Consider the following 23,947-nt stretch of genomic DNA (forward strand, 5'->3'; position numbering starts at 1 on the left):
GCCCTCGGCGGCGCCGACGCCGGCAACTACACGCTCGCTGCCAACACCGCCAGCGCGACAGCCGATATCACCAAAGCCACCATCAACGCCGTCACCGGCATCACGGCCGGCAACAGGGTCTATGACGGCACCACCGGCGCCAGCCTCAACCTCGCCGGCGCCACCTTTGCCGGCCGGCTTGCGGGCGATACCCTGATTCTCGGGGCGCCGGTCACCGGCGCGTTCAGCGACAAAAATGTCGCCAACGGCAAAACCGTCGCCATCGGCGGCCTGGCCCTGGGCGGCGCCGATGCCGGCAACTACACGCTGGCCAGCAACGTGGCCCGTACGATTGCCAACATCACGCCCGCAAGCCTGGTCGTGACCGCCACCGGCGCCAACCGCGTGTACGACACCACCACCAACGCCAGTGTGGCGCTGAGCGATAACCGCATCGCCGGCGATGTCCTGAGCATCAGCAACACCGGCGCCAGTTTCGCCAACAAGAACGCTGGCGTGAACAAGACGGTGACTGTGGGCGGCATCGCCATCGGCGGCGCGGACGCGGGCAATTACGTCGTCAACACCTCCGCCACCACCACCGCCACAATGACCCAGGCGACGCTGGCGGTGCGGGTGAACAACGCCGAGAAGGACCAGGGCCGCACCAATCCGGACTTCACGGCCAGCTACACCGGCTTGCTGGGCGGCGATACGGTGGCCAGCGAAGTGGCCGACAACCTGGTCTTCACCACCGATGCCACCACCGGCTCGGCGGCGGGCGACTATCTGGTGTCGGCGGGCGGTCAGACGGCGGTCAACTACACGCTGGCGTACACGCCTGGCGTGCTGACCGTCAAGCCAACCGAAGCGCTGCAAAGCGCCCTGTCGAACGTGCTCGGCACGGTCACCGTGGCCCCATCGCAAGGCAATATGGTGCAGGCCAACATGGTGGTAACCAAGCTCACCACCACGGTTGAAACGGCGACGGTCAAGGGCGATGCTGCGGTCGCCACGACGCAGCCGGCCGCTGCCCCGACCACCAGCACCGCGCCGGTAGTGCAGATCGGACCAACGATCAACACCAACGTGTTGCCGGGCCTGCGCCTGAGCGTGATCGATACCGGCTTGCGCCTGACGGTCAGCAGTGGCGACGGCACCAGCGTGGAAAGCCGGTAATTTTCAGCAGATGCCGATCCGCTGTCCCATGCCGCTTCATGACTGAAGCGGCATTTTTTTGGGGTGCGCTCCCCTATAATTGCCATTCACTCTATTCCTGCGACAGGATTGCCATGCATCCCCATTTTATCGGCGTGACCGGTTTGCCCCGCGCGGGTTCCACCTTGCTGTGCCAGTTGCTGGCGCAGCACCCCGACCTGCACAGCGAAGGCAATAGTTCGCCGCTGTGCAACGCCTTGCTCGGCATGCGGCGAACGATCAGCGACGACTCGTTTTTCCTGTCCCAGCTCGATCACAGCTTCGACTCCAGCTACGGCCACCTGAAGACCGCCATGCAAGGCTTCCTGCGCGGCTGGTACCAGGACTGCGGCAAGCACGCTGTGGTGGACAAGAACCGCGGCTGGCTGTACGCGGTGGAATTGTTATTGGAACTGGCGCCGGAAGCCAAGTTGATTGTCTGTGTACGCGAACTGGGCCAGGTATACGGCTCGGTGGAGGCACAGCACCAGCGCACCATCTTGCTCGATTTCGTAGATCACCTGGCCGACTTCGACCGCCTGGGCCGCGCCGACATGTTGTTTGCCAAGGACCGTACCATCGGCGCGCCTTTGAGTTCGCTTCAAGCCGTGCTGGACTTGCCACTGGAAGTGCAGCAAAAGCTGTATATCGTCCGCTTCGAAGACTTGATGGCGCGGCCAGCGGACTGCATGAACCATTTATATGCGTGGCTGGGTTTGGCGCCTTTCCGGATCAATCCGGAAAACCTGGCCGTGGGCATCCAGGAAAGCGACAGCCATTACAGGATGAAATACCGACACAGCCAGTTTTCTTCGATCAGCGCACCGCAACAGCATGCGATTCCACCGCGCATCCAGCAGCAAATCGAGAGCGCTTGCGGCTGGTTTTATGATTTGTACTATCCGCGCGCCACGCCGTCCGCCACACACAATGGCTGACTGAAAAAATATTTTTCTCGACAACGTGAATTGTTATTTCTTTCTCCTTGCCCAGCACCACACATAAGTATGTTGGCAATCGGTTGTTGTTGACAAAGTTGCTTGAAGGTAATATTACGAACCAGATCTTGCAAGGACCTCATATGTCTCACTCCACCCTTTCTCATTTGCCGCTGCGCCGCAGCGGGTTCTGTCGCATTGTTGATCAAACGGCGGAATTTTTCCGATATGGCACATTGCCCTTCCGGGTTGATTGATCAAGCCGGGTTACACAGGGGTTACATGGCGTCCAGAAAGCAAAAAGCCCAATCCTGAGGATTGGGCTAAGTGCTTGAATTTATTGGTGCCGACTGCCGGTTTCGAACTGGCCACCTGATGATTACAAATCAACTGCTCTACCAAATGAGCTAAGTCGGCGCACGCTGTGCGGTAAAGATTATACCGCTATTTCATGGCGGTCAGCGTTGGCCGCTTGTTTTAGCGCTTCGATGGGGCCGGCTGAGCTTGCGGCCGCAGCACCATGACGGGCACCTGTGCATTTTCCACGACCTGCTCCATTTCACTGCCGGCCAGCAGGTGCCACCACCCGTGCCGTCCATGCGAACCCATGACAATCAGGTCGCATTGTTCACGGTCGGCGGCGTCGAGGATTTCATCGCTGGGGGCGTCGGACAGGATGGTCAGCGTATTGCACGGGACGCCGGCAGCCTTGGCAAGCTGCGCGATCTGCTGCACGCTGCGGTCGGCCTGTTGCATCAGTGCCTCGACGCCGAAGCCCGGATCGGCACTCATGGCGCTTTCATCGGCAGGCATCAGGTAAGTCGGCCGTGCCACGGACAGCACGAACAGTTCACTGCCACAGGCGCGTGCAAACTCGACGGCAGCGGCGCCCGCTGCCTGCGCGATGTCCGATCCGTCGGTCGGTACCAGAATTTTCTTGTACATATGCCCAGTAGTGCGTTTTGGCGTCGCGATGGCGTGGCTACACGTGAACGAGCATGACGAGATGAGGGCGCGCCATCCATGACCTGGATCAAAACAGTTTTTGGACGCGCGGCAGGTGCGTCTTTTTGGCACTGTAGCGGGGTGCGTCATCATGGTCCGCCGCTTGAAATTCAAGGACACGCTTCTAGAATTATTGGTAGCAGAAGTGCGGGTTGATTTTCGGGAGGATGCGATGACAAGCAAATCGATCGCAACATTGTTTGTGGCGCTCATGTGTTCGGCGCCATACGGACAGGCGCAGGAGGCGACGCCATTGCCGCCGCCGCACACGGAAAACGGCATCACCTATGTCTGTGGCGGGGTCGGGAGCGACGAGGCGGCCCAGATGAAGCAGGCGGCATCGAAGTACGACCTGATGCTGACATTCGCAACGAAGCGCGGCGACTATCTCAGCGACGTCAAGGTCGAGATCGCCGACGCGCGCGGCCACGCCTTGCTGACGACGGTGTGCGACGGCCCCATCATGCTGGTCGATATGCCGAAGCAGGGGCGTTATGTGGTGCGTGGTGAAATGGCCGGCCATGCCGTGTCCGGTACGGCGCTGCTGGGGCCTGGCGCCAGGGGCAAGCCCTTGCACCTGGTCCTGCCGGGTGCCGGGGACACGTCCGGGCAAAGGCCCGCCGCGATTTTTTCGATGATCCTGACAATCGACATTGGGCTGCCACAGTAGCGCTGCGCGCGCCTGCCATGGAAGGACCGCATGATGAACCAGCCGCACCGGGACGCCGTCGTCTCCATCATCGACGGCGCCAGCGATTTGACGCTCGCCACCATCCGCCCCGACGGTTTTCCGCAGGCGACGACGATCAGCTATGCACACGATGGACTGATCCTGTATGCCGGCATAGGCAAGGAGAGCCAGAAGGCGCGCAATCTCCGCGCCAACGGCAAGGTGTCGCTGACCATCAACCTGCCGTATGACGATTGGCGCAATATCCGCGGCCTGTCGATGGCGGCCGAAGCACGTATCCTCGACGCCGCGCCCGACATCGCGCTGGCCAGGGCCTGCCTGCTCAAGCGCTTTCCCCAACTGGCACAGTGGGTCGATTCGCCGCTGGCGGACAGTATTGCGTTTATCCAGATCACGCCGCGCGTGATCAGCCTACTCGACTACACGAAGGGCTTTGGCCATACCGAATTGCTCAGCGCCGAGCAAGTGATGGCCAGCTGAGCCGGGGGATCGCCATGGCCTTGCCATCGTCGATGTCCGCCATGGTGCTCAATGCGCCGGCGACCCTGCTGCGGCAGGCGCAGCTTGCGGTGCCGCGCGCGCGCGGTCATGACATCTTGCTCAAAGTGGGCGCCTGCGGCGTCTGCCGCACCGATTTGCGCGTCTTCGACGGCGAACTCCCAGCCCATTTGCTGCCGCTGGTGCCGGGTCATGAGATTGTCGGCAAGGTCGTCGCAATGGGGGACGCGGCGCATCGCTTTCGGACCGGGCAGCGGGTGGGCGTGCCGTGGCTGGCCGGTACCTGCCGTCTGTGCGCGTATTGCCGCGATTTGCGCGAGAACCTGTGTGCCGAGGCTACCTTTACGGGCTATGACCGCCATGGCGGCTTTGCTGACTACACACTGGCCGACGAGCGCTATTGCTTCGCGCTGCCCGATTGCTACGACGACGTGCATGCCGCGCCCTTGCTGTGCGCCGGCCTGATCGGCTACCGGGCCTATGCGATGGTCCGGAGCGCTTCTCGCATCGGGCTGTATGGCTTTGGCGCGGCTGCGCACATCCTCACCCAGCTGGCCGTGCATCAGGGCCGCGAAATCGTCGCCTTCACGCGGCCGGGCGACGTGCGTTCCCAACACTTTGCTTTGTCACTGGGCGCGTCCTGGGCCGGCGCATCGAACGTGATGCCGCCAGCTCCGCTCGACGCGGCCATCATCTTTGCGCCGGACGGCGCGCTGGTGCCGCCAGCGCTGGCATCCGTGGTGCGCGGTGGCACGGTGGTTTGCGCCGGCATCCACATGAGCGACATCCCCGCCTTTCCGTACGCCTTGTTGTGGGGCGAGCGCACGGTGGCGAACCTGACCCGCGCCGACGGGGAAGCGTTCTTTGCCCTGGTGTCGCACGGCGAAATTGCCACCGTCCCGGTCCCGTATCGGCTCGACGAGGCCAACGATGCCGTCGCCGCGCTGCGCGCCGGCAAACTCGATGGCGCCGCGGTGCTGGTGCCGACTGCCGGTTTCGCACTGGCCACCTGATGATTACAAATCAATTTGTATGCATCTTTTCAAGTGCGCCCGCAGCGGCAAGCAGTCCGCCCAAAATTTTATCGGCAACCTTTTCGGAAAAATCCACAGGAAGCTCGGCGCGGACTTTGTCGACAATTGCGGGCGTGCGGGCAATGAAATCCTGCAGCAGCGGCTCTGCGTTCGCGCCGTAGCCGAGCGCTTTTGCCGTGCTGTTGAAGTGGCGCCGCTGGATGCTGTGTGCCAGATAATGGCGACTGTTCCCCAGCAGCGCCATCGCCATCTTGAGCTGACGCTCTGCCCACTGGTTTGGACCGGGGCCGATAACCGGATACTCCGACATCACATCATAAACAGGCGTCAATTTGAACCTGCCTGCACCCGCGAGGAGCTCGATACTGAAGTTTTTGGCGTGGCCGTCTGGCGCGCGCAGCATCCAGAACAGCAGTTGCGATGCCATCAGCGTATGCATGTCTGCGGCACGCTCCCGCGATTGCTGCAGGGGGGTAAAAATCTGTTTTAATCCCGGTCCGCCGTCATGTTCGTATTTCAACCGCGGGGACGTTCCCGTCGCTTGGCAAAAGTCCTCCTGGACGAGCCGGAACAGCTGCTTCCCGTTGGCCGAACGCTTGCGGTCGAATCGCTCGACAACCAGCACCCGTTGCGTGCCGAACGTCGCTATCTCCGCATTCGCCACAGGCAGCCCGTATTCCTTGAACAGGCGCAGGCACAGCCATTCATTATCGACCGAGGTGGAGAAGTCTGCCCGTTTTCCGCTGACTATTCCGATCGGGAGCTTGAAGATGTGCGTCGTCGGCGTAGCGCCGCGCGGCTTTCGCCATTTGCCATCCCACCAGAGGAATGCGTCCTTCTCTTGCGCACCGGCCAGCGAAATCCGGAAGTCGTCGTCGGGGTCTTTCGGTGCGCCGTGGCGCTCCAGGTTCACCACGTCGAGCAGGTGCCGTTCGATGGCTTCCTCGTCGACGACGACGCCAGCGACCTGATCAAGACCGCAAGGTTGTTCGCCTTCAGGCAGCAACTGCAAGGCACCGACACAATCCCGGCCGACTGCGGCGAGAAGGTCGAACGGCTCGAGCGAGCCGGTCTTGAACCGAATCGCAACACGTCTACGAATGATGTCGCTGTCCGGCAGCAAGCCCTCGAAGTAGTTCGCAACATTGGCGCGCTATAGCGGCTCATTGTGCAAATTGAACGGTAGCGACAGCGAGAGGGGGCGGCCAAGCGCGGAGCCGCGCCAGCCGGCGTCATACGCCAGTTAGGCGTCCCCGTTGGCGTTGACCGTCCATCGGCCGACGTGGTCCCCGTTGGCCCATAGGTGAAGTGTTTGACTGTGCGAGCGGCGGCCCATCGCTACCACGCCGCCGGGCTGCTGGCAGTGGACGTGTCGCGTTCTCCCAGGTGCAGCTCCAGCTCAAGCGCCGCGCACCAGCTGAGGAGCTGCTTGATGCTGATTTCGTCGGCATGGCTCTCAAGGTAAGAGATGCGATTCTGGCTCAAACCGACATGCGTCGCTACCGCAGCCTGGGTAAGTTTGGGGCGCTTGCGGGTCGATACGAGCAGCTGGCCGAGCTGTGAGGCGGTGAGCAGAAGATGGTTGGACGGCGCGCACGACATATCGGATATATCGAGAATAGCTGGAAAACGGATAAAGCGACTTCGTTCGTGCGCGCCTGATGATGGCGAACACTGGTCCCAAGTCGCGATGGATCGATCCCGGAAACGACAAAGGGTTACAGTCAAATGCACTGTAACCCTTTGATTTTATTGGTGCCGACTGCCGGTTTCGAACTGGCCACCTGATGATTACAAATCAACTGCTCTACCAAATGAGCTAAGTCGGCGAAAACTGTGCGGTCGAGAGTATCCCGCTATTTGATGACGGTCAGCGTTGGCCGGCCGCCTTTTTTCGGCGGTTCGTCGTCGCCATCTGTCGACGACGAGGACGCGGCTGGCCTGGCATCCTGGTCGCCGCTCGGCACCGAGGACAGTGCAGGCGGTGGCGTCGGTACTGCGGCAGGCGCCAGTTGCGGTGCCTGTGCGGCCGTGGCCGGCGACGGGGTCGCGTCAGCCGATGGCGTCGTCACTTCGAACGCCATGCCCTGGCCGTTTTCGTTGGCGTAAATCGCCAGCACGTTGTGGACCGGGACATAGATTTCACGCGAGACGCCGCCGAAGCGGGCGCGGAAGTGAATCGCGTCGTTGTCCATCTTCAGGCCGGACGTGGCGCCGTAACTGATGTTGAGCACGATTTCGCCTTTTTTGACGAATTCGAGTGGCACGGTGGTCGACGCGTCGACTTTCACCGCGAGATATGGGGTAAATCCGCTGTCGGTGCACCATTCATAAATGGCGCGCAGCATGTAGGGCTTGGTGGAGATCTCGGACATGTTGGTCTTGATAGGTGATGCAGTTGCACGCCAGTTTACTTGATTCGCCGATTGGCGGCGCAATCTGGCGTGCAGGGCAGAGGAGAGCATTCTGGTCAAGGACCCGGCTAGCCACGCCATTGACCATTTCCTCATTAACGACGCATGACCTTTTCGGAAGGCGTCAGCGCTTCGATATAGGCAGGACGCGAGAAGATGCGTTCGGCGTATTTCATCAGCGGCGCAGCCGTCTTCGAGAGTTCGATGCCGTAGTGGTCCAGGCGCCACAGCAATGGCGCAATCGCCACGTCGAGCATCGAGAATTCGTCGCCCAGCATGTACTTGTTTTTCAAGAACAGCGGCGCCAGCGTGGTCAGGCGATCGCGAATTTCGGCGCGTGCCTTGTCATGGCTCTTGTCGCTGGCTTTGGCGCGTTCGCTCTCGAGCACGTGGACGTGCACGAACAGCTCTTTTTCGAAATTGAACAGCATCAGGCGGGCACGCGCGCGCATCAGCGGATCGGCTGGCATCAGTTGCGGATGCGGGAAGCGCTCGTCGATGTACTCGTTGATGATGTTCGATTCGTACAGAATCAATTCGCGCTCGACCAGGATCGGAACCTGGCCGTACGGGTTCATCGTCGAGATGTCCTCAGGCTTGTTGAACAAATCCACATCGCGCACTTCGAAGTCCATGCCTTTTTCAAACAGGACCAGGCGGCAGCGTTGGGAAAACGGGCACGTGGTGCCGGAGTAGAGAACCATCATGGTTTATAGTTCCTTAAGAAACAAAGGGGCAAACCGCACGCGGCTCACCCCGAAAAGATTGCCCGCTTCAAGGGCGGGCAATGGATACCGTTATTTAACTTCTTTCCAGTACGACTCATTCAAGCGCCATGCCAGGAATGCGAACAAGGCCAGGAACATGACCACGATCACACCGAGTCGTCGGTGCGATTCGCGGCCCGGTTCGGCCATCCAGTCCATGTAGGCGACCAGATCGGCCGTGGCCGAGTCGAACTCGGCCGAATTCATTGTGCCTGGCGTCAATTGCTCGAAGCCAGCCATTGTCTGGATTTTCTTGCCGTGCTCGTGCGGATCGTCGATTTCGACCATCTTCACGGCGCGGACGCCCTGCAGTTGCCACATCACGTGCGGCATTGCGACGTTCGGCAACACCAGGTTGTTCCAGCCAGTTGGCCGGCTGTCATCCTTGTAGAACGTGCGCAAGTAGGTGTACAGATAATCCGGACCACTGCCACTCGCCGATGCCTTGGCGCGCGCAATGACCGATAAATCGGGCGGAACAGCCCCGAACCAGGCTTTTGCATCTGCTGGACGCATGGCCGTGGTCATCAAATCGCCGACCTTTTCGCCGGAAAACAGCAGGTTCGCCTTGATCTGGTCTTCCGACAGGCCAAGGTCGCGCAAGCGATTGTACCGCATGGACGATGCGGAATGACAGTTCAGGCAGTTGTTGATGAAGAGACGGGCCCCGTTTTGCAATGAACTGAGGCTCGATCGGGACGGCGCGTTGTCTAATGGATACGTCGCTTCGTTGCCGAACGCCACCATCGGCAGCAGCGCCAGCGCGAGTAACAATTTCTTGAAGTTCATCGTTGTGTCCTCGGATGGCTTAATGCGGCGTGAATGTCACACGGGTTGGCACCGGCTTGAAGGTGCCCATCGTGCTCCACCACGGCATCAGCAGGAAGAAACTGAAATAAAACAATGTGCAGATTTGCGAGAGCAGCGTGAACGCCGGCGTCGGCAGGCGCGTGCCCAGGAAACCGAGCGTCAGGAACACCAGTGCCAGCAAGCACAGCAGATACAGATGCCAGCGCGGGCGGTAGCGGATCGAGCGTACCGGCGAGTGGTCGAGCCACGGCATGGCGCCCAGGATCACCACCGACGAGCCGAACAGCACCACGCCCCAGAATTTTGCGTCCAGCACCGATGGCAGCATGCCGACGATGGCCAGGATGGCAACCACGGCAATGATGGACTTGACGATGAACGACAGGCGCGAACGCAGCCAGATGAATACGACGTATGCCGCCACCGCCGCCATGATGACCCACATGAAGTCGGCGGTGGTGGCGCGCAGCACGGAATAGAACGGCGTGAAATACCAGGTTGGCGCAATGTGCGTCGGCGTTTTCAGCGAATCGGCCGGTAGGAAGTTGTTGTACTCGAGGAAGTAGCCGCCCATCTCCGGCGCGAAAAACACGACCGACGAGAAGATCAGCAGGAACACCGAGACCCCAAACAAGTCCTTGAAGGTGTAGTAAGGATGCGACGGAACGCCATCGAGCGGATGGCCATCCGGGCCAATGTGGTCCTTGATGTCGATGCCGTCCGGGTTGTTCGAGCCCACTTCATGCAGTGCGATCAAGTGCGCCGCGACCAGGCCCAGCAGAACCAGCGGAATCGCGATGACATGGAACGCAAAGAAACGGTTCAGCGTCGCGTCGGACACCACGTAATCGCCACGGATCCACAGTGACAGATCGGGGCCGATGAACGGAATCGCGCCAAACAGGTTCACAATCACCTGCGCGCCCCAGTACGACATTTGCCCCCAAGGCAGCAAATAACCGAAAAACGCCTCGGCCATCAGGCACAGGAAAATGGCAAAGCCGAACAGCCAGAGCAGTTCGCGCGGCTTGCGGTACGAGCCATACAGGAAGGCCCGGGTCATGTGCAGGTAGATGACAATAAAAAACGCCGAGGCCCCGGTCGAGTGCATGTAGCGGATCAGGCGGCCGGATGGCACCTCGCGCATGATGTATTCGACGGAAGCGAAGGCGAGCGCCGCGTCCGGCTTGTAGTGCATGGTCAAAAAGATACCGGTGAGGATCTGCATCACCAGGATCAGCATCGCCAGCGAGCCGAAGATGTACCAGAAATTGAAATTTTTCGGGGCGTAGTACTTGCCCCATTGATCGTTCCACAGGGTCGACAGCGGAAAACGGTCGTCGATCCAGGCCAGCGCTTTGCTTGCCGCTGGTGCATTCGGTGGAAGCTTGGTTTCCTTGAACGCGCCCATGTTATGCCTCGCCTTTTTCGTCTTTGCCAATCACAATTCTGTTGTCGGAAAGGTACATATACGGCGGTACATCGAGGTTCGTCGGCGCGGGCTTGTTTTTAAACACGCGCGCGGACAGGTCGAAGGTGGAGCCGTGGCACGGACACAGGAAGCCGCCATGCCAGTCGTCCGGCAAATTCGGCTGGGCGCCGGCGGCAAGGCGCGACGATGGCGAACAGCCGAGGTGCGAGCAGATGCCCACCACCACCAGCGTTTCCTTGTGCTCCTTGCGGGCGCGCGCTTCGTTCTTGCAGTAGTCCGGCATATCGAGTTGATACACCTTGTCCGACGCTGGGTCGGCGAGCTGGGGATCGTTTTTGGCGAGGCTCGCCATCATTTCCGGGGTGCGGCGCAGGATCCAGACGGGTTTCCCGCGCCATTCCACCACTTTGAGTTCGCCTGGTTTGACATCCGAAATATCCACTTCGACCGGTGCGCCGGCTGCCTTGGCGCGTTCGGAGGGTTGGAAACTGCTGACCAGGGCGCCTGCTGTGGCAACGCCCACAACGCCACCTGCCGCGCATGTAGCCACGAGCAAGTTGCGTCGGCCTGAATCGACCTGCTTCTCATTACTCATTTCCAACCCCATTTAGTCAAAATGCGAAATTTCAGGTTTCAAGCAATAGCTTGTTCTACAACATTAAATTATATGTGAAAGCATTCGGCGAGTACCAAAAAATCTTTCTGGAAAGTCAATCCGTCGCGCAGTCACCCATGTCGCATCGCTCCCTTGCCGAAAGATCAAGCGTATGGGTTATCATCGAAGCGTATTTTTGATCGACGTTACAGGAGAAGCCATGGGTATGATGCAGGAGTTCAAGCAGTTCGCAATCAAGGGAAATGTCATGGACCTCGCGGTCGGTGTCATCATCGGTGGTGCATTCGGCAAGATTGTCGATTCGCTGGTTCAGGACATCATCATGCCGCCCATCGGAAAATTGTTCGGCGGCCTGGATTTCGCCAACTATTATGTACCGCTGAATGGCCAAAGTACCGCCCTGTCGCTGGTCGAAGCCAAAAAGGCCGGTGCCGTGCTCGCTTACGGTAACTTCATCACCGTGGCCCTCAATTTCCTGATCCTGGCATTTATTATTTTCCAGATTGTGCGCTTCATGAATCGCCTGCGTCCAGCCCCGCCAGCGCCGGTCGCCGCCGCCACCCCGGAAGACGTGCTGTTGTTGCGCGAAATCCGCGACGCCCTGAAACGCTAAACGATGCGCCGCCTGTGGCTGGTCTTTGCACAAACCATCACCATCGCCTTCGGGCTGTACCTGGTGCTGGCCACCGTGCGCCCGGACTGGCTGCAGCGCCTCACGCCGGCGCGCCGGATCGATACCGGTCCGGCGCCCGTGCTGCAGGCGGCCTCCACGATGAAACCGGCCGGTGCCAGCTTCCGCGACGCGGCCGGGCGCGCCATGCCGTCGGTGGTGAATATCTTCAGCAGCAAGTCGCGTCCGAAACAGCAGTCGGCGTCGAAAGACGAACAACTGCGGCGCTTTTTTGGCGACGGTTCGCCGGAACGCCAGAGCGCCAGCCTGGGTTCCGGCGTGATCGTCTCGCCGGATGGCTACATCCTCACCAATAACCATGTCGTCGACGACGCCGACGACATCGAAGTGGGCCTGGCCGACGGCCGCACCGTGCCTGCCAAGATCGTCGGCACCGATCCGGAGACCGACCTGGCCGTGATCCGCATCGCTGAACGCAAATTGCCGGTCATGCTGCTGGGACATCCGGAACACGCCCGCGTGGGCGACGTGGTGCTGGCGATCGGCAACCCGTTTGGCGTGGGCCAGACCGTCACCATGGGCATCATTTCGGCAGTCGGGCGGAACAACCTGCACATCAACCATTTTGAAAATTTCATCCAGACCGATGCGGCGATTAACTTCGGTAATTCGGGCGGCGCGCTGGTCGATACCAGCGGCAATTTACTCGGAATTAACTCGGCGATTTATTCGCAGACCGGCGGCTCGGTCGGCATCGGCTTTGCCATTCCCGTCACCACCGCCAAAGCCGTGCTCGACGAAATCGTCGCGCATGGGCAGGTCACGCGCGGCTGGATCGGCATCGAGTCGCAGGACATCACGCCCGAACTGGCCAACAGCTTTGGCCTCGACCGCAAGAGCGGCGCCATCATCGCCGGCGTGGTGCGCGGCGGACCGGCCGACAAAGCCGGCATGCTGCCCGGCGATATCCTGTCCGGCGTCGACGGCAAGCAGGTAACCAGCACCACCGACATGCTCAACCTGATTGCGCAACTGACGCCGGGCGGCAAAACGCGCATGACCGTGATCCGCAAGAACCGTGAGTCGACCGTGGACGTTACGGTCGGCAAGCGGCCGCGCATCGCGGATTAACCGACGAAGTCGTCCCGGCGCTGGCCGGGATCCATTACTTATTGAGAACCCATGCATTTGCGCGACCTGAAGCAGTACTTGTCCGAACTCGAAGAAAACAATGCCCGTCCGTGGTTCGTGATGAACAAGCCGCGCTACGACATCCTGCGCGAAGAATTCCTGGAAGTGGTCACGGAATTGATCCGGCAGATCACCCTGTTCGACAAGCAGGTGGCTGCCTGCAATCCCAAAAAGGCGATGTTCCGCATCAACCGCGACATCCGTTTTTCAAAAAACAAGACGCCCTATAAAACCCGCTTTTCGGCCGGCATCACGCCCAACGATTTGCGCCGCCCCAGCGCCGGAGGCGGACCGACCTGGTATTTCCAGATCGACGGCAAGGGCATCCTCGGCATGGGCGCGGGCGAATACCTGCCGCCACCGGCGCGACTGAAAGCGATTCGCCAGCATGTGCTCAACGATGCGACAGGTTTCGCCAAAATACTGAAAAATAAGGCCTTGCGCGCCACCTACGCCGGTTTATTGGAAGAGGACAAATTACTGCGTCCGCCCAAAGGATTCGATCCCGACCATCCGCATATCGAAGCGCTCAAGCTGAAGAGCTTTTTTGTCTGGACCGAGGTCAAGCTGGACATCAATGCGCCCGACAAGCTGGTGCCGCAACTGGCGCAAGCGTTCAAGGATGCATTGCCGCTGGTCCTGTGGCTGCGTGGCGTACCCGAACTGGAAACAGCCGACACCGAATAACAGGAGACTTATATGGCCCTGCAACATGCTGCATCAGGCGAAAAAATCGCCCTTCAACGGGGCGACGACGATATCGCCCATTTCACGTCCGTGGCCCTGGCCAAGACGGACAATATGGAACTCATCCGCCTGGTCCTGCCGCAAGAACGGACCATGCCGCAGCACCGCGTCAACGGCGAACTGACCTTGTTGTGCCTGGAAGGAGAGATTGCCTTCGATGCCTACGGGAAGACCACCATCCTTTGCCCTGGCGAAATGCTGTATCTGGAAGGCGGACAGACGCACGCCATCCGCGCCAATCAAGACGCGGTGGCGCTGATGACGATTTTATTACCCGCCGAACGCAATGGCGGGATTGCTGCGGTGGCCGATGCGGGGCAGGAAGCCTGAGTTTCCCGCCGAATGTTTCTGTGGGCCGGTAAACCAATCACTTTCTACCGTCACCCCCGCGCAGGCGGGGGCCTATAGCAAGTTTGAGTGGAGATCGCGTCTGCATTTGACGGGTTATGGGTCCCCGCCTTCGCGGGGATGACGTTGGGTAGGTGGGCGGTGAATGAACGATCGGACTTCGATCACGCTAGCTCGTCGCGCGGATCGCGCGCCAGCAGGCGCGTCACCATCGCGGCGGCATTGTCGCCATCGAACAGCACGCCGGCCACCGCATTGGTGATCGGCATATCCACGCCCAGCTTCAAGGCCAGCGCGCGCACCGCGCGCGCACACGGCACCCCTTCGGCCACGTGACCCAGTTCGTCGACAATGGTCGTCAGCGGCTTGCCCTGCGCCAGCGCCAGTCCCACGCGGCGGTTGCGCGACAGGTCGCCGGTGCAGGTCAGAATCAAATCCCCCATGCCGGTCAACCCCATGAAGGTGCTGGCGCGCCCGCCCAGGATGGTACCCAGGCGCGTTATTTCGGCCAGGCCGCGCGTGATCAGCGCGGCGCGGGCGTTCAGGCCCAGCCCCATGCCGTCGGCCGCGCCGGTGGCGATGGCGAGAATATTCTTGACGGCGCCGCCCACTTCCACCCCGATCATGTCGTCGCAGGCATACACGCGGATATTTCCACCATGGACGGCGGCAACCACGCGGTTGCGCAGGCGTTCATCGTGCGAGGCGACAGTGAGCGCACACGGCAAGCCGCGCGCCACTTCCTGCGCAAACGACGGCCCGGACAAGGCCGCGCCGCTGATCGCGTCGCCCAGTACGGCGTGCATCACCTGATGCGGCAACAGCCCGGTGTCGTACTCGAACCCTTTGCATAGCCAGACGATGTGGTCGATCGGCCGACCTTTCAGCTGTTCCAGCAGCGGCCGCAGTCCGGCCACGGGGCAGGCCGCAATCAGCAGCGTGCGCACGCCTTCGGCAGGCGCCGCATGCGCCAGCGCGGCGTCGAAGTCGCTGCCCACCTGCAAGCCGTCCGGCAGCTTGAAGCCGGGCAGGTAAGCCGTGTTTTCGTGCGCGGCGGCGGTGGCGGCCATTGCCTCGACGTTGCGGCCCCACAGCAGCACGTTGTGGCGCGCGGCCAGGGCGATGGCAACGGCCGTGCCCCAGGCGCCAGCGCCCAGGACGGTGATGTTAAAAGGAGCGGTCGGATCAGGCATGGTGGGGTTCAATCAAAGGTGCATGCAGCGGCGCAGGCCGGTACAACGGAGCCTGATGATAAGCGAATGGGGAAGAAACAGCAGACAGCGCCCCGCGCACAGCACGGGACGCCAGACGCAAACTAGTCGATCAGTTTGCTGGTGCAGCGGCAGCGGCTTCAGCCATTGCCTGGAGACGCTGCTGGTAGAACACTTCAAAGTTGATTTCCGCCAGGTGCACTGGTGGGAAGCCAGCGCGGGTGATCACGTCGGCAATGTTCGAACGCAGGTACGGGTACACGATGTTCGGGCAACCGATGCCCAGCAGTGGGTCCATCTGGTCAGCAGGAATATTCCGTGCTTCAAAGATGCCGCCTTGCTTGCCTTCAACCAGGAAAGCGACTTTGTCCTTGATTTTTGCGGTCACGGTGATGGTGACGGTCGATTCGTAGATACCTTCGGCGATGGCTTCCGCACCGACGTCGAGGGCGACTTCGATGGTTGGAGCTTCCTGCTCGAGGAAGATAGCTGGCGAGTTAGGTTGTTCCAGCGACAAGTCTTTCAGGTAAACGCGCTGAATTTGGAATACGGGTTGCAGAGTTTCGTCGGACATGGAACGCTTTCGTTGTAATTAGTAGGAGAGGCACGGGTCGTTCAGAGGGTGCCTGGAATCAAACGCGCGGGTAATTGTATCAAAACCAATTGGCCAGTCATAGCCTCGATGACCGCGCGATCATTCTCCGAAAATCAGGCGCCTGCCAGCAAGGGATCGAGGCGACCGGCCTGGTCCAGCGCATACAAATCGTCGAAGCCGCCCACGTGGGTATCGCCCACATAGATTTGCGGTACCGTGCGGCGACCGGTCTTTTGCATCATGATCGTACGCTGTTCCGGATCGAGGTCGACGCGAATGCGTTCGATTTCCTTGACGCCCTTGGCTTCGAGCAGGCGCTCGGCACGGACGCAGTAGGGGCAGCTGGCGGTATGGTAGAGAACGACGTGGGCGGACATGGTGTTTCCTTTAATCTGATTATTTGGTAATCGGCAAGCTGGCAGCGGTCCAGGCCGGCTGCCCGCCGTCCAGGCTGAATACGTCGGTAAAGCCGGCGGCGCCCAGGACTTTGGCGGCCTTGTCGGCGCGCGCGCCGCTCTGGCACACCACGACGATGGTTTTGGCCTTGAATTTATCCAGTTCGCCGATGCGAGCCGACAAGTCTGCCAGTGGAATGCTTTTCGCGTCGCGCAAATGCCCAGCGGCAAATTCTTCCGCGCTGCGCACGTCCAGCACCATGGTCTTGCCACGGTTGATCATTTGGGTCACCTGCAGCGCCGACGCACGGCGGCCACGGGGCTGGATGGCTGGCCACAGCAGGGCGGCGCCCGACAAGACGGCGATGGCGACGACGAAAATATGGTCAAGGATGAATTTCACTGGGGTTCCATGGTTGAACTGAATGGGCGCATTATAAAATAGAAGCAGACCCGCAATCCTTTACCCCTATTTTTTGAAGAAGAACCCATGTACAAAATCGTTTTCATGCGTCACGGCGAGTCCACCTGGAACCTCGATAACCGCTTCACGGGCTGGACCGATGTCGACCTGACGGAGAAGGGCGCCAGCGAAGCGCGCGCCGCCGGCCGCGTATTGAAAGAGGCCGGCTTCACGTTCGACCTGGCGTATACCTCGGTGCTGAAACGCGCGATTCGCACGCTGTGGCTGGCCATGGACGAAATGGACATGATGTGGTTGCCCATCAAAAACGACTGGCGCCTGAACGAGCGCCACTACGGCGCCCTGCAGGGTCTCGACAAGGCCGAAACGGCCGCAAAATATGGCGACGCGCAGGTACTGGTCTGGCGCCGCAGCTACGATACGCCGCCGCCGGCCCTGGAAGCGGGCGACGCGCGCAGTTCTGCCACCGACCCGCGTTACGCCGCGCTCGACCCGGCCGCCATCCCGCTGACCGAATGCCTGAAGGACACCGTCGCGCGCGTGATGCCGGCCTGGGATGAAGAAATTGCCCCGGCCATCCGTGCGGGGCGCCAGATTCTGATTTCCGCGCACGGCAACAGCCTGCGTGCCCTGATTAAAATGCTTGATGGCATCAGCGACGAAGACATCGTCGGCCTGAACATTCCGAACGGCCAGCCGCTGGTGTACGAGCTCGACGAAAACCTGAAGCCGATTCGCCATTACTATCTGGGCGACCAGGCCGCAATTGCCGCCGCCGTGGCGGCCGTGGCGAACCAGGGAAAGGCAAAGTAAGCTTTGCATCGTCACATCCGGAAGTCGGTCATCGCGGCGCTGTGCGCGCTGCTGGTGGCCGCCGCCGCGTCCGGCGCGCCTGCGCGCCCGACCGAGCGCAGTAAACAAAAAGCCGCCGCCGAAGCCGAGCGCGCCGGTATCCAGCAAAAACTGTCCGCGCTGAAACGCGACATCAGCAAGACCGAAAGCGCAAAAGACGACGCCGCCGACACCCTGGCCGAATCCGAAGAAGCCATCTCCGACGCCAACCGCGCCTTGCGCGACCTGGGCCAGGAGCAGGGCGCCACGAGCGCCAAGCTGGCCACGCTCGACGTCAACGAGCACAATCTCAATCGCACCATCGCCAGCCAGAAGCAGCAACTGGCCAAATTGCTGCGCCAGCATTATGTGGCCGGCAACGAAGACCGCATCAAGCTGCTGCTGTCGGGCGACAATCCGAACCGCATCAACCGCGATTTGCAGATGCTGTCGTATGTATCGCAGGCGCAGGCGCGCCTGCTCGCCTCGCTGCGCGCCAACCTCGCCGCGGTCGAGGCGAACAAGGAACAGACCCAGAACGCGAAGGACGAACTGGAAGAGATCGCCCAGGAACAGCGCGACCAGAAAGTCACGCTGGAAAAAGAGAAAGCGCGAAGGGCTGCTTTACTGGGCACGCTGTCGAGCAAACTAGTGGCGCAACGCAAGGAAGCGGGCAACCTGGCGCGCGACGAGCAGCGCATGAGCGGGCTGGTCGATCAATTGTCCAAACTGATACGCGAGCAAGCCATTGCTGCCGCGGCCGAACGCAAGCGTCTGCAAGCGGTGGCCGAGGCACGCGCGAAGGCGGCGGCTGAAGCAAAGCTGGTGGCGGAAGCGCGCGCACGCGCGGAGCGGGCCGAGCGTGAACGCGCGCGCCTGGCGCAGCAGCAGAGTCACAAGCCGGGTAAACCAGTGAAGCCGGAACCGGAGCCGCGCATTGTCGAGCAGCGTCCGGTCGAGCGGCCTGTTCCTGAAGAAAAGCCCGATCCGGCCGCGGCGCGCGCTGCCGATATCGCGCTCGCGCCCGCCGCACCGGACGGCGCCTTTGCCAGCCTGCGCGGCCGCATGGCAGCGCCAATCAGCGGCCGCGTTGCGGCGCGCTTCGGCGCCAAGCGCGGCGACGGCCCGACCTGGAAAGGCATGTTCATCAAAGCGGCCGAAGGGTCCGATGTGCGCGCCGTGGCCGGCGGGCGTGTCGTGTTCGCCAACTGGATGCGCGGCTTCGGCAATCTGATCATTGTCGACCATGGCAGCGAGTACCTGTCGATCTATGGAAACAACCAGACTTTACTGAAACACGCCGGCGATACGGTCAAGGCGGGCGACCAGATTGCGAGCGCGGGCAACACCGGCGGCAACGAAGAATCGGGGCTATACTTTGAACTCAGGCACCTGGGCAAGGCGTTCGACCCTGCCAGCTGGATCAAATTCTAAGGGCATTGCATCATGGGTAACAGAGTCAAAAATGTCGCGCTGATCGGTATCGGCATCGTGGTCGGCGTGGCCGCGTCGGTCCAGGTAACCGCCTATGCACAGAAGCCCGGTCCAAGCCCGTTGCCGCTGGATGAATTGCGCCAGCTGGCCGATGTGTATGGTCTCATCAAGAGCGATTACGTCGAGCCGGTGGCCGACAAAAAACTGCTGTCGAAAGCCATCAGCGGCATGGTCGCCTCGCTCGACCCGCACTCGGTCTACCTCGACAAGGAAGCGTATACCGAGATGCGCGAAAGCGTGCAGGGCAAGTTCGTCGGCCTGGGCGTGGAAGTGTCGATGGAAGACGGCTACGTGAAAATCATTTCGCCGATCGACGATTCGCCGGCCTACCGGGTCGGCATCAAGGCCGGCGATCTGATTACCCGCATCGACAGCACGCCGGTGAAGGGCATGTCGCTCGACGAAGCCATCAAGAAAATGCGCGGCGTTCCGTTCAGCAAAGTGGTACTCACCATTGCCCGCCGCGGCGAAGACAAGCCGTGGGTGGTGCCGGTCACGCGCGAAGAAATCAAGATGGCCAGCGTGAAGTCGAAGATGGTCGAGCCGGGTTACGGCTGGGTGCGCGTGTCGCAATTCCAGGAAGAGACCGTCGAGGAACTGGTGACCAAAATCGGCGAGCTGTACACGCAGAACCCCGCCTTGAAAGGGCTGGTGCTGGACTTGCGCAATGATCCGGGCGGTTTGTTACCGAGCGCAATCGGCGTCTCCAGTGCCTTTTTGGCCAGCGATCAATTGATCGTTTCCACGGCAGGGCAGGTGGCCGATTCAAACAAAAAATTCTATGGCCGGCGCGAGTTTTACGCACCGGCTGGCGCCGATCCGCTGGCCAAGTTGCCGGCGGCATTGAAAACGGTGCCGATGGTGGTGCTGGTCAACACGGGTTCGGCGTCGGCGTCGGAAATCGTGGCTGGCGCGCTGCAGGATTACAAGCGCGCCATCGTGATGGGCAGCCAGACCTTCGGCAAAGGTTCGGTACAAACCTTGCGTCCGCTCGGTCCCGATACCGCCGTGAAAATCACCACCGCGCGCTACTTCACGCCGAAGGGCCGCTCGATCCAGGCGCGCGGCATCGTGCCCGATATCGCGGTCGATGAATCGGCAGAAGGCGATGGCCTGAACGCGCTGCGCATGCGCGAGGCCGACCTGGAAGGGCACCTGTCGAACAAGGGTGACAAGGAGCCGTCCGCCAAGGACAAGCGCGATGCACTGGAAGAAGACCAGCGTGCCGCGGCGCTGATGCGGGACCGCAAGCCGCTCGATCTGGGCGGCAAGGACGATTTTCAATTAGCGCAGGCGCTCAACCATTTCAAAGGCTTGCCGGTGCAAAAGGCGAAGAGCGGTGCGGAGCTGGACAAGGCTGCTGCTGCGCTGCCGGCGACCGAGAAAAAACCGTCGGAGACGGCGCCGCCTGAATTGAAGCGCACCAGGAAGCAGTGATGATGTTAAAAAACCAGGTCGCGTGCCTGGTTTTTTTTGATTCAGAAGAGGTGGTATAGGTTCCCGCCTGCGCGGGAATGACGGTTTGAAAGCAAACGCTAAAATACAGTTAGCGGTGTTTTACCAGCTACACACCCCCCAGCACCTCGGTATTCAAAATCCCGCTCGGCTTCCCGTCCGCGAAATTGGCGACATTCCGCAACGCCGCCCCGAAATACAGCTCGTAACTATCCTTCTCCACATAGCCCAGATGCGGCGTCGCCAGCACCATCGGCATTTTTAACAAGGCAGCATCGAGCGGCAAGGGCTCGCTGGTGAACACATCCACGGCCGCCGCTCCCGGATGCCCTTTCTTCAATCCATCTTCCAGCGCATTCTCCGCCACCAGCTCAGCCCGGCTTGTATTGACGAACAGCGCATCCGGCTTCATGCGCGCCAGGTCTTCCGCCGTGACGATCCCGCGCGTGGCATCGGCCAGGCGCAAATGCAAGGTCAGCACATCGGCCCGCTCAAAGAAGCTTTCCCGGCTGGCTGCAGCCTCGCGCCCATCTGCCACTGCCGCGGCCCGGCTCGCCTCGCTGCCCCAGACCAGCACCGACATGCCAAACGCCTCCGCGTACCCTGCCACCATCTTGCCGATCTTGCCGTAACCCCAGATCGCCAGCGTGCGGCCCTTGAGCACGCGGCCCAGGCCGTTGAACGGCTGGTGAATCGAGGCGATCTGCCACAGGCCATCCTTCAAATTGCTGGCGTATGGGACGATCTTGCGGCTGGCCGCCATGATCAGCGCCCAGGTCAGTTCGGCTGGTGCCACCGGCGAGCCAACCCCTTCTGCAATCGCGATCTTGTGCGCCGTGGCAGCAGCCACATCGACGTGTCCCGCCAGCTTGCCGGTCTGCGAAATCAATTTTAAGTTTGGCAACTTGGCCAGCAATGCAGCGGGGAAGGCCGTGCGCTCACGGATCAGCACCAGCGCGTCGAATGGCGCCAGGCGAATGGCCAGCTGGCCCAAACCACGGGTGGAATTGGTGAACACTTTGACCTCGTGGCCGTCCAATAGTTTGAAGCAGTCGAGCGTGCGGACTGCATCCTGGAAATCGTCAAGAATCGCAATTTTCATGGTAGTTGCCAGAAGTTATTAAAAGATTCGTAATGGAATGACATAATTTACAGATTTGCAAATAGCCCACTACATTACTCAACTATTGTTACTACATTTTTGGGTTTCAGCGGGATAAATGACCCAAATCCGGGTGTACAATCGGCCGACTTGAGGGTTTGACAGCATCAAAACGTATAACTGATTGCTTCCCCTGAATGTCCGCACTACAGAATTTTTTACTTTGTATTGGAGGTCCCATGAACCAACCCGTGATGGGCGGCGTCGCCGCTTTGAACGTCCCAGCTTACATCAAACACCAAAAGCTGATCAATTGGGTGGCAGATATCGCCGCCCTCACCAAGCCGGCCAGCATCTACTGGTGCGACGGCTCGGAAGAAGAGTATGACCGCCTGTGCCAGCTGATGGTCGACGGCGGCACGATGAAGCGCCTCAATCCCGCCAAGCGTCCGAATTCCTACCTTGCCCAGTCCGACCCGACCGATGTTGCGCGTGTCGAGGACCGCACCTACATCTGCTCGGCCACCAAAGAGCAGGCCGGTCCCACCAACAACTGGATGGCCCCCGCCGAGATGCGCGATACCTTGCACGGCCTGTTCGACGGCTGCATGGCCGGCCGCGTCCTGTACGTGGTGCCGTTTTCGATGGGACCGCTGGGTTCGCCGATCGCCCACATCGGCGTCGAGCTGTCCGACTCGCCCTACGTTGCCGTCAACATGCGCATCATGACGCGCATGGGCAAAGCCGTGTACGACGTGCTGGGTACCGATGGTGAATTTGTCCCGTGCGTGCACAGCGTCGGCGCGCCGCTGGCGGCCGGCCAGAAGGATGTCGCCTGGCCATGTAATCCGACCAAATACATCGTCCACTACCCTGAAACCCGCGAAATCTGGTCCTATGGTTCCGGTTACGGCGGCAATGCGCTGCTCGGCAAAAAATGCTTTGCCTTGCGCATCGCCTCGAACATGGGCTACCAGGAAGCCCAACAGGGCGGCACCGGCTGGCTGGCCGAGCACATGCTGATCCTCGGCGTCGAATCGCCAGAGGGCAAGAAACACTACGTCGCAGCGGCCTTTCCATCGGCTTGCGGCAAGACCAACTTCGCCATGCTGATCCCGCCGGCCGGCTTCGATGGCTGGAAAGTCACCACCATCGGCGACGACATCGCCTGGATCAAGCCGGGCGCTGACGGCCGCCTGTACGCCATCAATCCCGAGGCAGGCTATTTTGGCGTGGCCCCGGGCACCAACGAAAAAACCAACTTCAATTGCATGGCGTCGATGAAGGAAAACACGATCTTCACCAACGTCGCGCTGACCGACGATGGCGACGTGTGGTGGGAGGGCCTGACCAAGGAAGCACCTGCGCACCTGATCGACTGGCAAGGTAAAGACTGGACGCCGGCGTCGACCGGCAAAGCCGCGCACCCGAACGCCCGCTTTACGGTGGCAGCGACGCAGAACCCGGTCATCGATGCGGCCTGGGATGACCCGGCCGGCGTGCCAATCTCGGCCTTCATTTTCGGCGGCCGCCGTTCGACCACGGTGCCGCTCGTGACCGAAGCGCGCAACTGGACCGAAGGTGTCTACATGGCCGCGACCATGGGCTCCGAGACCACCGCTGCCGCTGCCGGCCAGCAGGGCGTCGTGCGCCGCGATCCATTCGCCATGCTGCCGTTCATCGGCTACAACATGAGCGACTACTTCCAGCACTGGCTCGACCTGGGCAGCAAGATCGGTGCTGCGGCGCCTAAAATCTTCTGCGTCAACTGGTTCCGTACCGATGCCGACGGCAAATTCGTCTGGCCTGGTTTTGGCGACAATATGCGCGTCCTGAAATGGATGCTCGAGCGCATCGAGGGCAAGGCCGGTGGCGTGGAAAACCTGTTTGGCATGACGCCTTCCTACGAAGATATCAACTGGAACGGTTCCGACTTCAGTGCCGAGCAATTCGCCCAGATTACCTCGGTGGACAAGCATGCCTGGATCGAAGAACTGAAATTGCATACCGAACTGTTCGACAAGCTGGCATACCACTTGCCGGCCGAATTGACGGATGCCAAAGCCGCGTTGGAATCCAAATTGGCCAGTTGAACTAAAATTGCCTGCCGCGTCATGCAAGGTGGCGCTGCAGGCAGTTCCC

The 23,947-nt window shown here is 60.8% G+C and carries 25 protein-coding genes, 2 tRNA genes and 1 pseudogene; 13 read left to right on the forward strand and 15 right to left on the reverse strand.

Translation table 11 applies throughout. The features are described 5' to 3' along the window. Together V6M87_RS22790 and V6M87_RS22795 are read left to right on the forward strand one after the other, a co-directional pair. The coding region (locus tag V6M87_RS22790; protein ID WP_332878966.1) for a YDG domain-containing protein at nt 1-1,158 on the forward strand (1,158 nt) is incomplete at its 5' end. A 113-nt stretch (nt 1,159-1,271) separates the two neighbouring features. After that, on the forward strand, nt 1,272-2,114 hold the full coding sequence (locus tag V6M87_RS22795; RefSeq protein ID WP_332878967.1) for a sulfotransferase family protein: 843 nt from the start codon (nt 1,272-1,274) through the stop codon (nt 2,112-2,114). Nucleotides 2,115-2,455: 341 nt separating this feature from the next. Here the strand turns inward: V6M87_RS22795 and V6M87_RS22800 are convergent. After that, a tRNA-Thr gene (locus tag V6M87_RS22800) sits at nt 2,456-2,531 on the reverse strand. A 60-nt stretch (nt 2,532-2,591) separates the two neighbouring features. Next, nucleotides 2,592-3,059 carry a universal stress protein gene (locus V6M87_RS22805; RefSeq protein WP_332878968.1) on the reverse strand — a complete coding sequence of 156 codons (468 nt, stop codon included), beginning with the start codon at nt 3,057-3,059 and terminating at the stop codon, nt 2,592-2,594. Nucleotides 3,060-3,222: 163 nt separating this feature from the next. On the opposite strand from V6M87_RS22805, the gene V6M87_RS22810 reads away from it, so the two are divergent. From V6M87_RS22810 to V6M87_RS22820, 3 genes are read left to right on the forward strand one after another with little or no spacing between them, the layout of a single operon-like run. Next, on the forward strand, nt 3,223-3,789 hold the full coding sequence (locus V6M87_RS22810) for a hypothetical protein (protein WP_332878969.1): 567 nt from the start codon (nt 3,223-3,225) through the stop codon (nt 3,787-3,789). A 30-nt stretch (nt 3,790-3,819) separates the two neighbouring features. After that, complete coding sequence (locus V6M87_RS22815; RefSeq protein ID WP_332878970.1) at nt 3,820-4,290, forward strand: pyridoxamine 5'-phosphate oxidase family protein; 471 nt, start codon at nt 3,820-3,822, stop codon at nt 4,288-4,290. Nucleotides 4,291-4,322: 32 nt separating this feature from the next. Continuing rightward, nucleotides 4,323-5,321 (forward strand): zinc-dependent alcohol dehydrogenase family protein, encoded by a 999-nt coding sequence (locus tag V6M87_RS22820; protein WP_332879041.1) that lies wholly within the window; start codon nt 4,323-4,325, stop codon nt 5,319-5,321. A 10-nt stretch (nt 5,322-5,331) separates the two neighbouring features. Here the strand turns inward: V6M87_RS22820 and V6M87_RS22825 are convergent. The 8 genes and pseudogenes from V6M87_RS22825 to petA all read right to left on the reverse strand — a co-directional run bounded on the left by V6M87_RS22825 (nt 5,332) and on the right by petA (nt 11,360). Continuing rightward, a pseudogene (locus V6M87_RS22825) lies at nt 5,332-6,678 on the reverse strand (type II toxin-antitoxin system HipA family toxin). A 2-nt stretch (nt 6,679-6,680) separates the two neighbouring features. Next, the gene (locus V6M87_RS22830) at nt 6,681-6,944 is read right to left on the reverse strand and encodes an XRE family transcriptional regulator (protein ID WP_332878971.1); all 264 of its coding nucleotides are present in this window, start codon (nt 6,942-6,944) and stop codon (nt 6,681-6,683) included. Between the two features lie 151 nt (nt 6,945-7,095). Continuing rightward, a tRNA-Thr gene (locus V6M87_RS22835) sits at nt 7,096-7,171 on the reverse strand. 27 nt (nt 7,172-7,198) lie between these two features. After that, the gene (locus V6M87_RS22840) at nt 7,199-7,717 is read right to left on the reverse strand and encodes a ClpXP protease specificity-enhancing factor (RefSeq protein ID WP_332878972.1); all 519 of its coding nucleotides are present in this window, start codon (nt 7,715-7,717) and stop codon (nt 7,199-7,201) included. Nucleotides 7,718-7,851: 134 nt separating this feature from the next. Beyond that, the gene (locus V6M87_RS22845) at nt 7,852-8,463 is read right to left on the reverse strand and encodes a glutathione S-transferase N-terminal domain-containing protein (protein WP_332878973.1); all 612 of its coding nucleotides are present in this window, start codon (nt 8,461-8,463) and stop codon (nt 7,852-7,854) included. 90 nt (nt 8,464-8,553) lie between these two features. Beyond that, nucleotides 8,554-9,312 (reverse strand): cytochrome c1, encoded by a 759-nt coding sequence (locus V6M87_RS22850; RefSeq protein ID WP_332878974.1) that lies wholly within the window; start codon nt 9,310-9,312, stop codon nt 8,554-8,556. A gap of 19 nt (nt 9,313-9,331) precedes the next feature. After that, nucleotides 9,332-10,744: a cytochrome b gene (locus V6M87_RS22855; RefSeq protein WP_332878975.1), complete on the reverse strand. Its 1,413-nt coding sequence runs from the start codon at nt 10,742-10,744 to the stop codon at nt 9,332-9,334. 1 nt (nt 10,745) lies between these two features. Continuing rightward, nucleotides 10,746-11,360: a ubiquinol-cytochrome c reductase iron-sulfur subunit gene (gene petA, locus V6M87_RS22860; RefSeq protein ID WP_332878976.1), complete on the reverse strand. Its 615-nt coding sequence runs from the start codon at nt 11,358-11,360 to the stop codon at nt 10,746-10,748. Between the two features lie 220 nt (nt 11,361-11,580). Between petA and mscL the strand changes: the two genes are divergently transcribed. Genes mscL through V6M87_RS22880 form a run of 4 tightly spaced genes read left to right on the forward strand, consistent with a single transcriptional unit; the run spans nt 11,581 to nt 14,280 of the window. Beyond that, nucleotides 11,581-11,994 carry a large conductance mechanosensitive channel protein MscL gene (gene mscL / locus V6M87_RS22865; RefSeq protein WP_332878977.1) on the forward strand — a complete coding sequence of 138 codons (414 nt, stop codon included), beginning with the start codon at nt 11,581-11,583 and terminating at the stop codon, nt 11,992-11,994. A gap of 3 nt (nt 11,995-11,997) precedes the next feature. Then, the gene (locus tag V6M87_RS22870; RefSeq protein WP_332878978.1) at nt 11,998-13,143 is read left to right on the forward strand and encodes a trypsin-like peptidase domain-containing protein; all 1,146 of its coding nucleotides are present in this window, start codon (nt 11,998-12,000) and stop codon (nt 13,141-13,143) included. A gap of 51 nt (nt 13,144-13,194) precedes the next feature. Beyond that, entirely contained in the window at nt 13,195-13,890 is a 696-nt protein-coding gene (locus V6M87_RS22875; protein ID WP_332878979.1) for a DUF2461 domain-containing protein, read from the forward strand. Nucleotides 13,891-13,902: 12 nt separating this feature from the next. Next, nucleotides 13,903-14,280, forward strand: a complete 378-nt coding sequence (locus V6M87_RS22880; protein ID WP_332878980.1) for a cupin domain-containing protein — start codon at nt 13,903-13,905, stop codon at nt 14,278-14,280. 182 nt (nt 14,281-14,462) lie between these two features. Here the strand turns inward: V6M87_RS22880 and V6M87_RS22885 are convergent, their stop codons facing one another. From V6M87_RS22885 to V6M87_RS22900, 4 genes are all read right to left on the reverse strand, one after another. Continuing rightward, on the reverse strand, nt 14,463-15,491 hold the full coding sequence (locus V6M87_RS22885; protein WP_332878981.1) for an NAD(P)H-dependent glycerol-3-phosphate dehydrogenase: 1,029 nt from the start codon (nt 15,489-15,491) through the stop codon (nt 14,463-14,465). Nucleotides 15,492-15,621: 130 nt separating this feature from the next. Then, on the reverse strand, nt 15,622-16,083 hold the full coding sequence (gene secB, locus V6M87_RS22890) for a protein-export chaperone SecB (protein ID WP_332878982.1): 462 nt from the start codon (nt 16,081-16,083) through the stop codon (nt 15,622-15,624). A gap of 134 nt (nt 16,084-16,217) precedes the next feature. Continuing rightward, nucleotides 16,218-16,481 (reverse strand): glutaredoxin 3, encoded by a 264-nt coding sequence (gene grxC, locus V6M87_RS22895; RefSeq protein ID WP_332878983.1) that lies wholly within the window; start codon nt 16,479-16,481, stop codon nt 16,218-16,220. Between the two features lie 19 nt (nt 16,482-16,500). Further along, nucleotides 16,501-16,902 (reverse strand): rhodanese-like domain-containing protein, encoded by a 402-nt coding sequence (locus V6M87_RS22900; RefSeq protein ID WP_332878984.1) that lies wholly within the window; start codon nt 16,900-16,902, stop codon nt 16,501-16,503. An 87-nt stretch (nt 16,903-16,989) separates the two neighbouring features. On the opposite strand from V6M87_RS22900, the gene gpmA reads away from it, so the two are divergent. The 3 genes from gpmA to V6M87_RS22915 are packed head-to-tail and all read left to right on the forward strand — an operon-like array spanning nt 16,990 to nt 20,685. After that, nucleotides 16,990-17,736 (forward strand): 2,3-diphosphoglycerate-dependent phosphoglycerate mutase, encoded by a 747-nt coding sequence (gpmA, locus tag V6M87_RS22905; protein WP_332878985.1) that lies wholly within the window; start codon nt 16,990-16,992, stop codon nt 17,734-17,736. Nucleotides 17,737-17,739: 3 nt separating this feature from the next. Continuing rightward, nucleotides 17,740-19,188 carry a murein hydrolase activator EnvC family protein gene (locus V6M87_RS22910; RefSeq protein ID WP_442920631.1) on the forward strand — a complete coding sequence of 483 codons (1,449 nt, stop codon included), beginning with the start codon at nt 17,740-17,742 and terminating at the stop codon, nt 19,186-19,188. A gap of 12 nt (nt 19,189-19,200) precedes the next feature. Further along, complete coding sequence (locus tag V6M87_RS22915; protein ID WP_332878986.1) at nt 19,201-20,685, forward strand: S41 family peptidase; 1,485 nt, start codon at nt 19,201-19,203, stop codon at nt 20,683-20,685. 127 nt (nt 20,686-20,812) lie between these two features. Here V6M87_RS22915 and V6M87_RS22920 read toward each other — a convergent pair whose 3' ends face one another. Continuing rightward, the gene (locus tag V6M87_RS22920) at nt 20,813-21,805 is read right to left on the reverse strand and encodes a D-2-hydroxyacid dehydrogenase family protein (protein ID WP_332878987.1); all 993 of its coding nucleotides are present in this window, start codon (nt 21,803-21,805) and stop codon (nt 20,813-20,815) included. Nucleotides 21,806-22,044: 239 nt separating this feature from the next. On the opposite strand from V6M87_RS22920, the gene V6M87_RS22925 reads away from it, so the two are divergent. Continuing rightward, nucleotides 22,045-23,898, forward strand: coding sequence for a phosphoenolpyruvate carboxykinase (GTP) (locus tag V6M87_RS22925; RefSeq protein WP_332878988.1), 1,854 nt, complete (start codon nt 22,045-22,047; stop codon nt 23,896-23,898). Nucleotides 23,899-23,947 lie beyond the last annotated feature (49 nt).

Source organism: Massilia sp. S19_KUP03_FR1 (assembly GCF_036688685.1).
Classification (GTDB): Bacteria; Pseudomonadota; Gammaproteobacteria; order Burkholderiales; family Burkholderiaceae_D; genus JALYUM01.

What these genes read in the sequence shown, in the direction of transcription:
- V6M87_RS22795 (WP_332878967.1), top strand. Translation starts at nt 1,272, where the DNA reads ATGCATCCCCATTTTATCGGCGTGACCGGTTTGCCCCGCGCGGGTTCC.
- V6M87_RS22805 (WP_332878968.1), bottom strand. Translation starts at nt 3,059, where the DNA reads ATGTACAAGAAAATTCTGGTACCGACCGACGGATCGGACATCGCGCAG.
- V6M87_RS22815 (WP_332878970.1), top strand. Translation starts at nt 3,820, where the DNA reads ATGATGAACCAGCCGCACCGGGACGCCGTCGTCTCCATCATCGACGGC.
- V6M87_RS22820 (WP_332879041.1), top strand. Translation starts at nt 4,323, where the DNA reads ATGTCCGCCATGGTGCTCAATGCGCCGGCGACCCTGCTGCGGCAGGCG.
- V6M87_RS22830 (WP_332878971.1), bottom strand. Translation starts at nt 6,944, where the DNA reads ATGTCGTGCGCGCCGTCCAACCATCTTCTGCTCACCGCCTCACAGCTC.
- V6M87_RS22840 (WP_332878972.1), bottom strand. Translation starts at nt 7,717, where the DNA reads ATGTCCGAGATCTCCACCAAGCCCTACATGCTGCGCGCCATTTATGAA.
- V6M87_RS22845 (WP_332878973.1), bottom strand. Translation starts at nt 8,463, where the DNA reads ATGATGGTTCTCTACTCCGGCACCACGTGCCCGTTTTCCCAACGCTGC.
- V6M87_RS22850 (WP_332878974.1), bottom strand. Translation starts at nt 9,312, where the DNA reads ATGAACTTCAAGAAATTGTTACTCGCGCTGGCGCTGCTGCCGATGGTG.
- V6M87_RS22855 (WP_332878975.1), bottom strand. Translation starts at nt 10,744, where the DNA reads ATGGGCGCGTTCAAGGAAACCAAGCTTCCACCGAATGCACCAGCGGCA.
- petA (WP_332878976.1), bottom strand. Translation starts at nt 11,360, where the DNA reads ATGAGTAATGAGAAGCAGGTCGATTCAGGCCGACGCAACTTGCTCGTG.
- mscL (WP_332878977.1), top strand. Translation starts at nt 11,581, where the DNA reads ATGGGTATGATGCAGGAGTTCAAGCAGTTCGCAATCAAGGGAAATGTC.
- V6M87_RS22870 (WP_332878978.1), top strand. Translation starts at nt 11,998, where the DNA reads ATGCGCCGCCTGTGGCTGGTCTTTGCACAAACCATCACCATCGCCTTC.
- V6M87_RS22875 (WP_332878979.1), top strand. Translation starts at nt 13,195, where the DNA reads ATGCATTTGCGCGACCTGAAGCAGTACTTGTCCGAACTCGAAGAAAAC.
- V6M87_RS22880 (WP_332878980.1), top strand. Translation starts at nt 13,903, where the DNA reads ATGGCCCTGCAACATGCTGCATCAGGCGAAAAAATCGCCCTTCAACGG.
- V6M87_RS22885 (WP_332878981.1), bottom strand. Translation starts at nt 15,491, where the DNA reads ATGCCTGATCCGACCGCTCCTTTTAACATCACCGTCCTGGGCGCTGGC.
- secB (WP_332878982.1), bottom strand. Translation starts at nt 16,083, where the DNA reads ATGTCCGACGAAACTCTGCAACCCGTATTCCAAATTCAGCGCGTTTAC.
- grxC (WP_332878983.1), bottom strand. Translation starts at nt 16,481, where the DNA reads ATGTCCGCCCACGTCGTTCTCTACCATACCGCCAGCTGCCCCTACTGC.
- gpmA (WP_332878985.1), top strand. Translation starts at nt 16,990, where the DNA reads ATGTACAAAATCGTTTTCATGCGTCACGGCGAGTCCACCTGGAACCTC.
- V6M87_RS22915 (WP_332878986.1), top strand. Translation starts at nt 19,201, where the DNA reads ATGGGTAACAGAGTCAAAAATGTCGCGCTGATCGGTATCGGCATCGTG.
- V6M87_RS22920 (WP_332878987.1), bottom strand. Translation starts at nt 21,805, where the DNA reads ATGAAAATTGCGATTCTTGACGATTTCCAGGATGCAGTCCGCACGCTC.
- V6M87_RS22925 (WP_332878988.1), top strand. Translation starts at nt 22,045, where the DNA reads ATGAACCAACCCGTGATGGGCGGCGTCGCCGCTTTGAACGTCCCAGCT.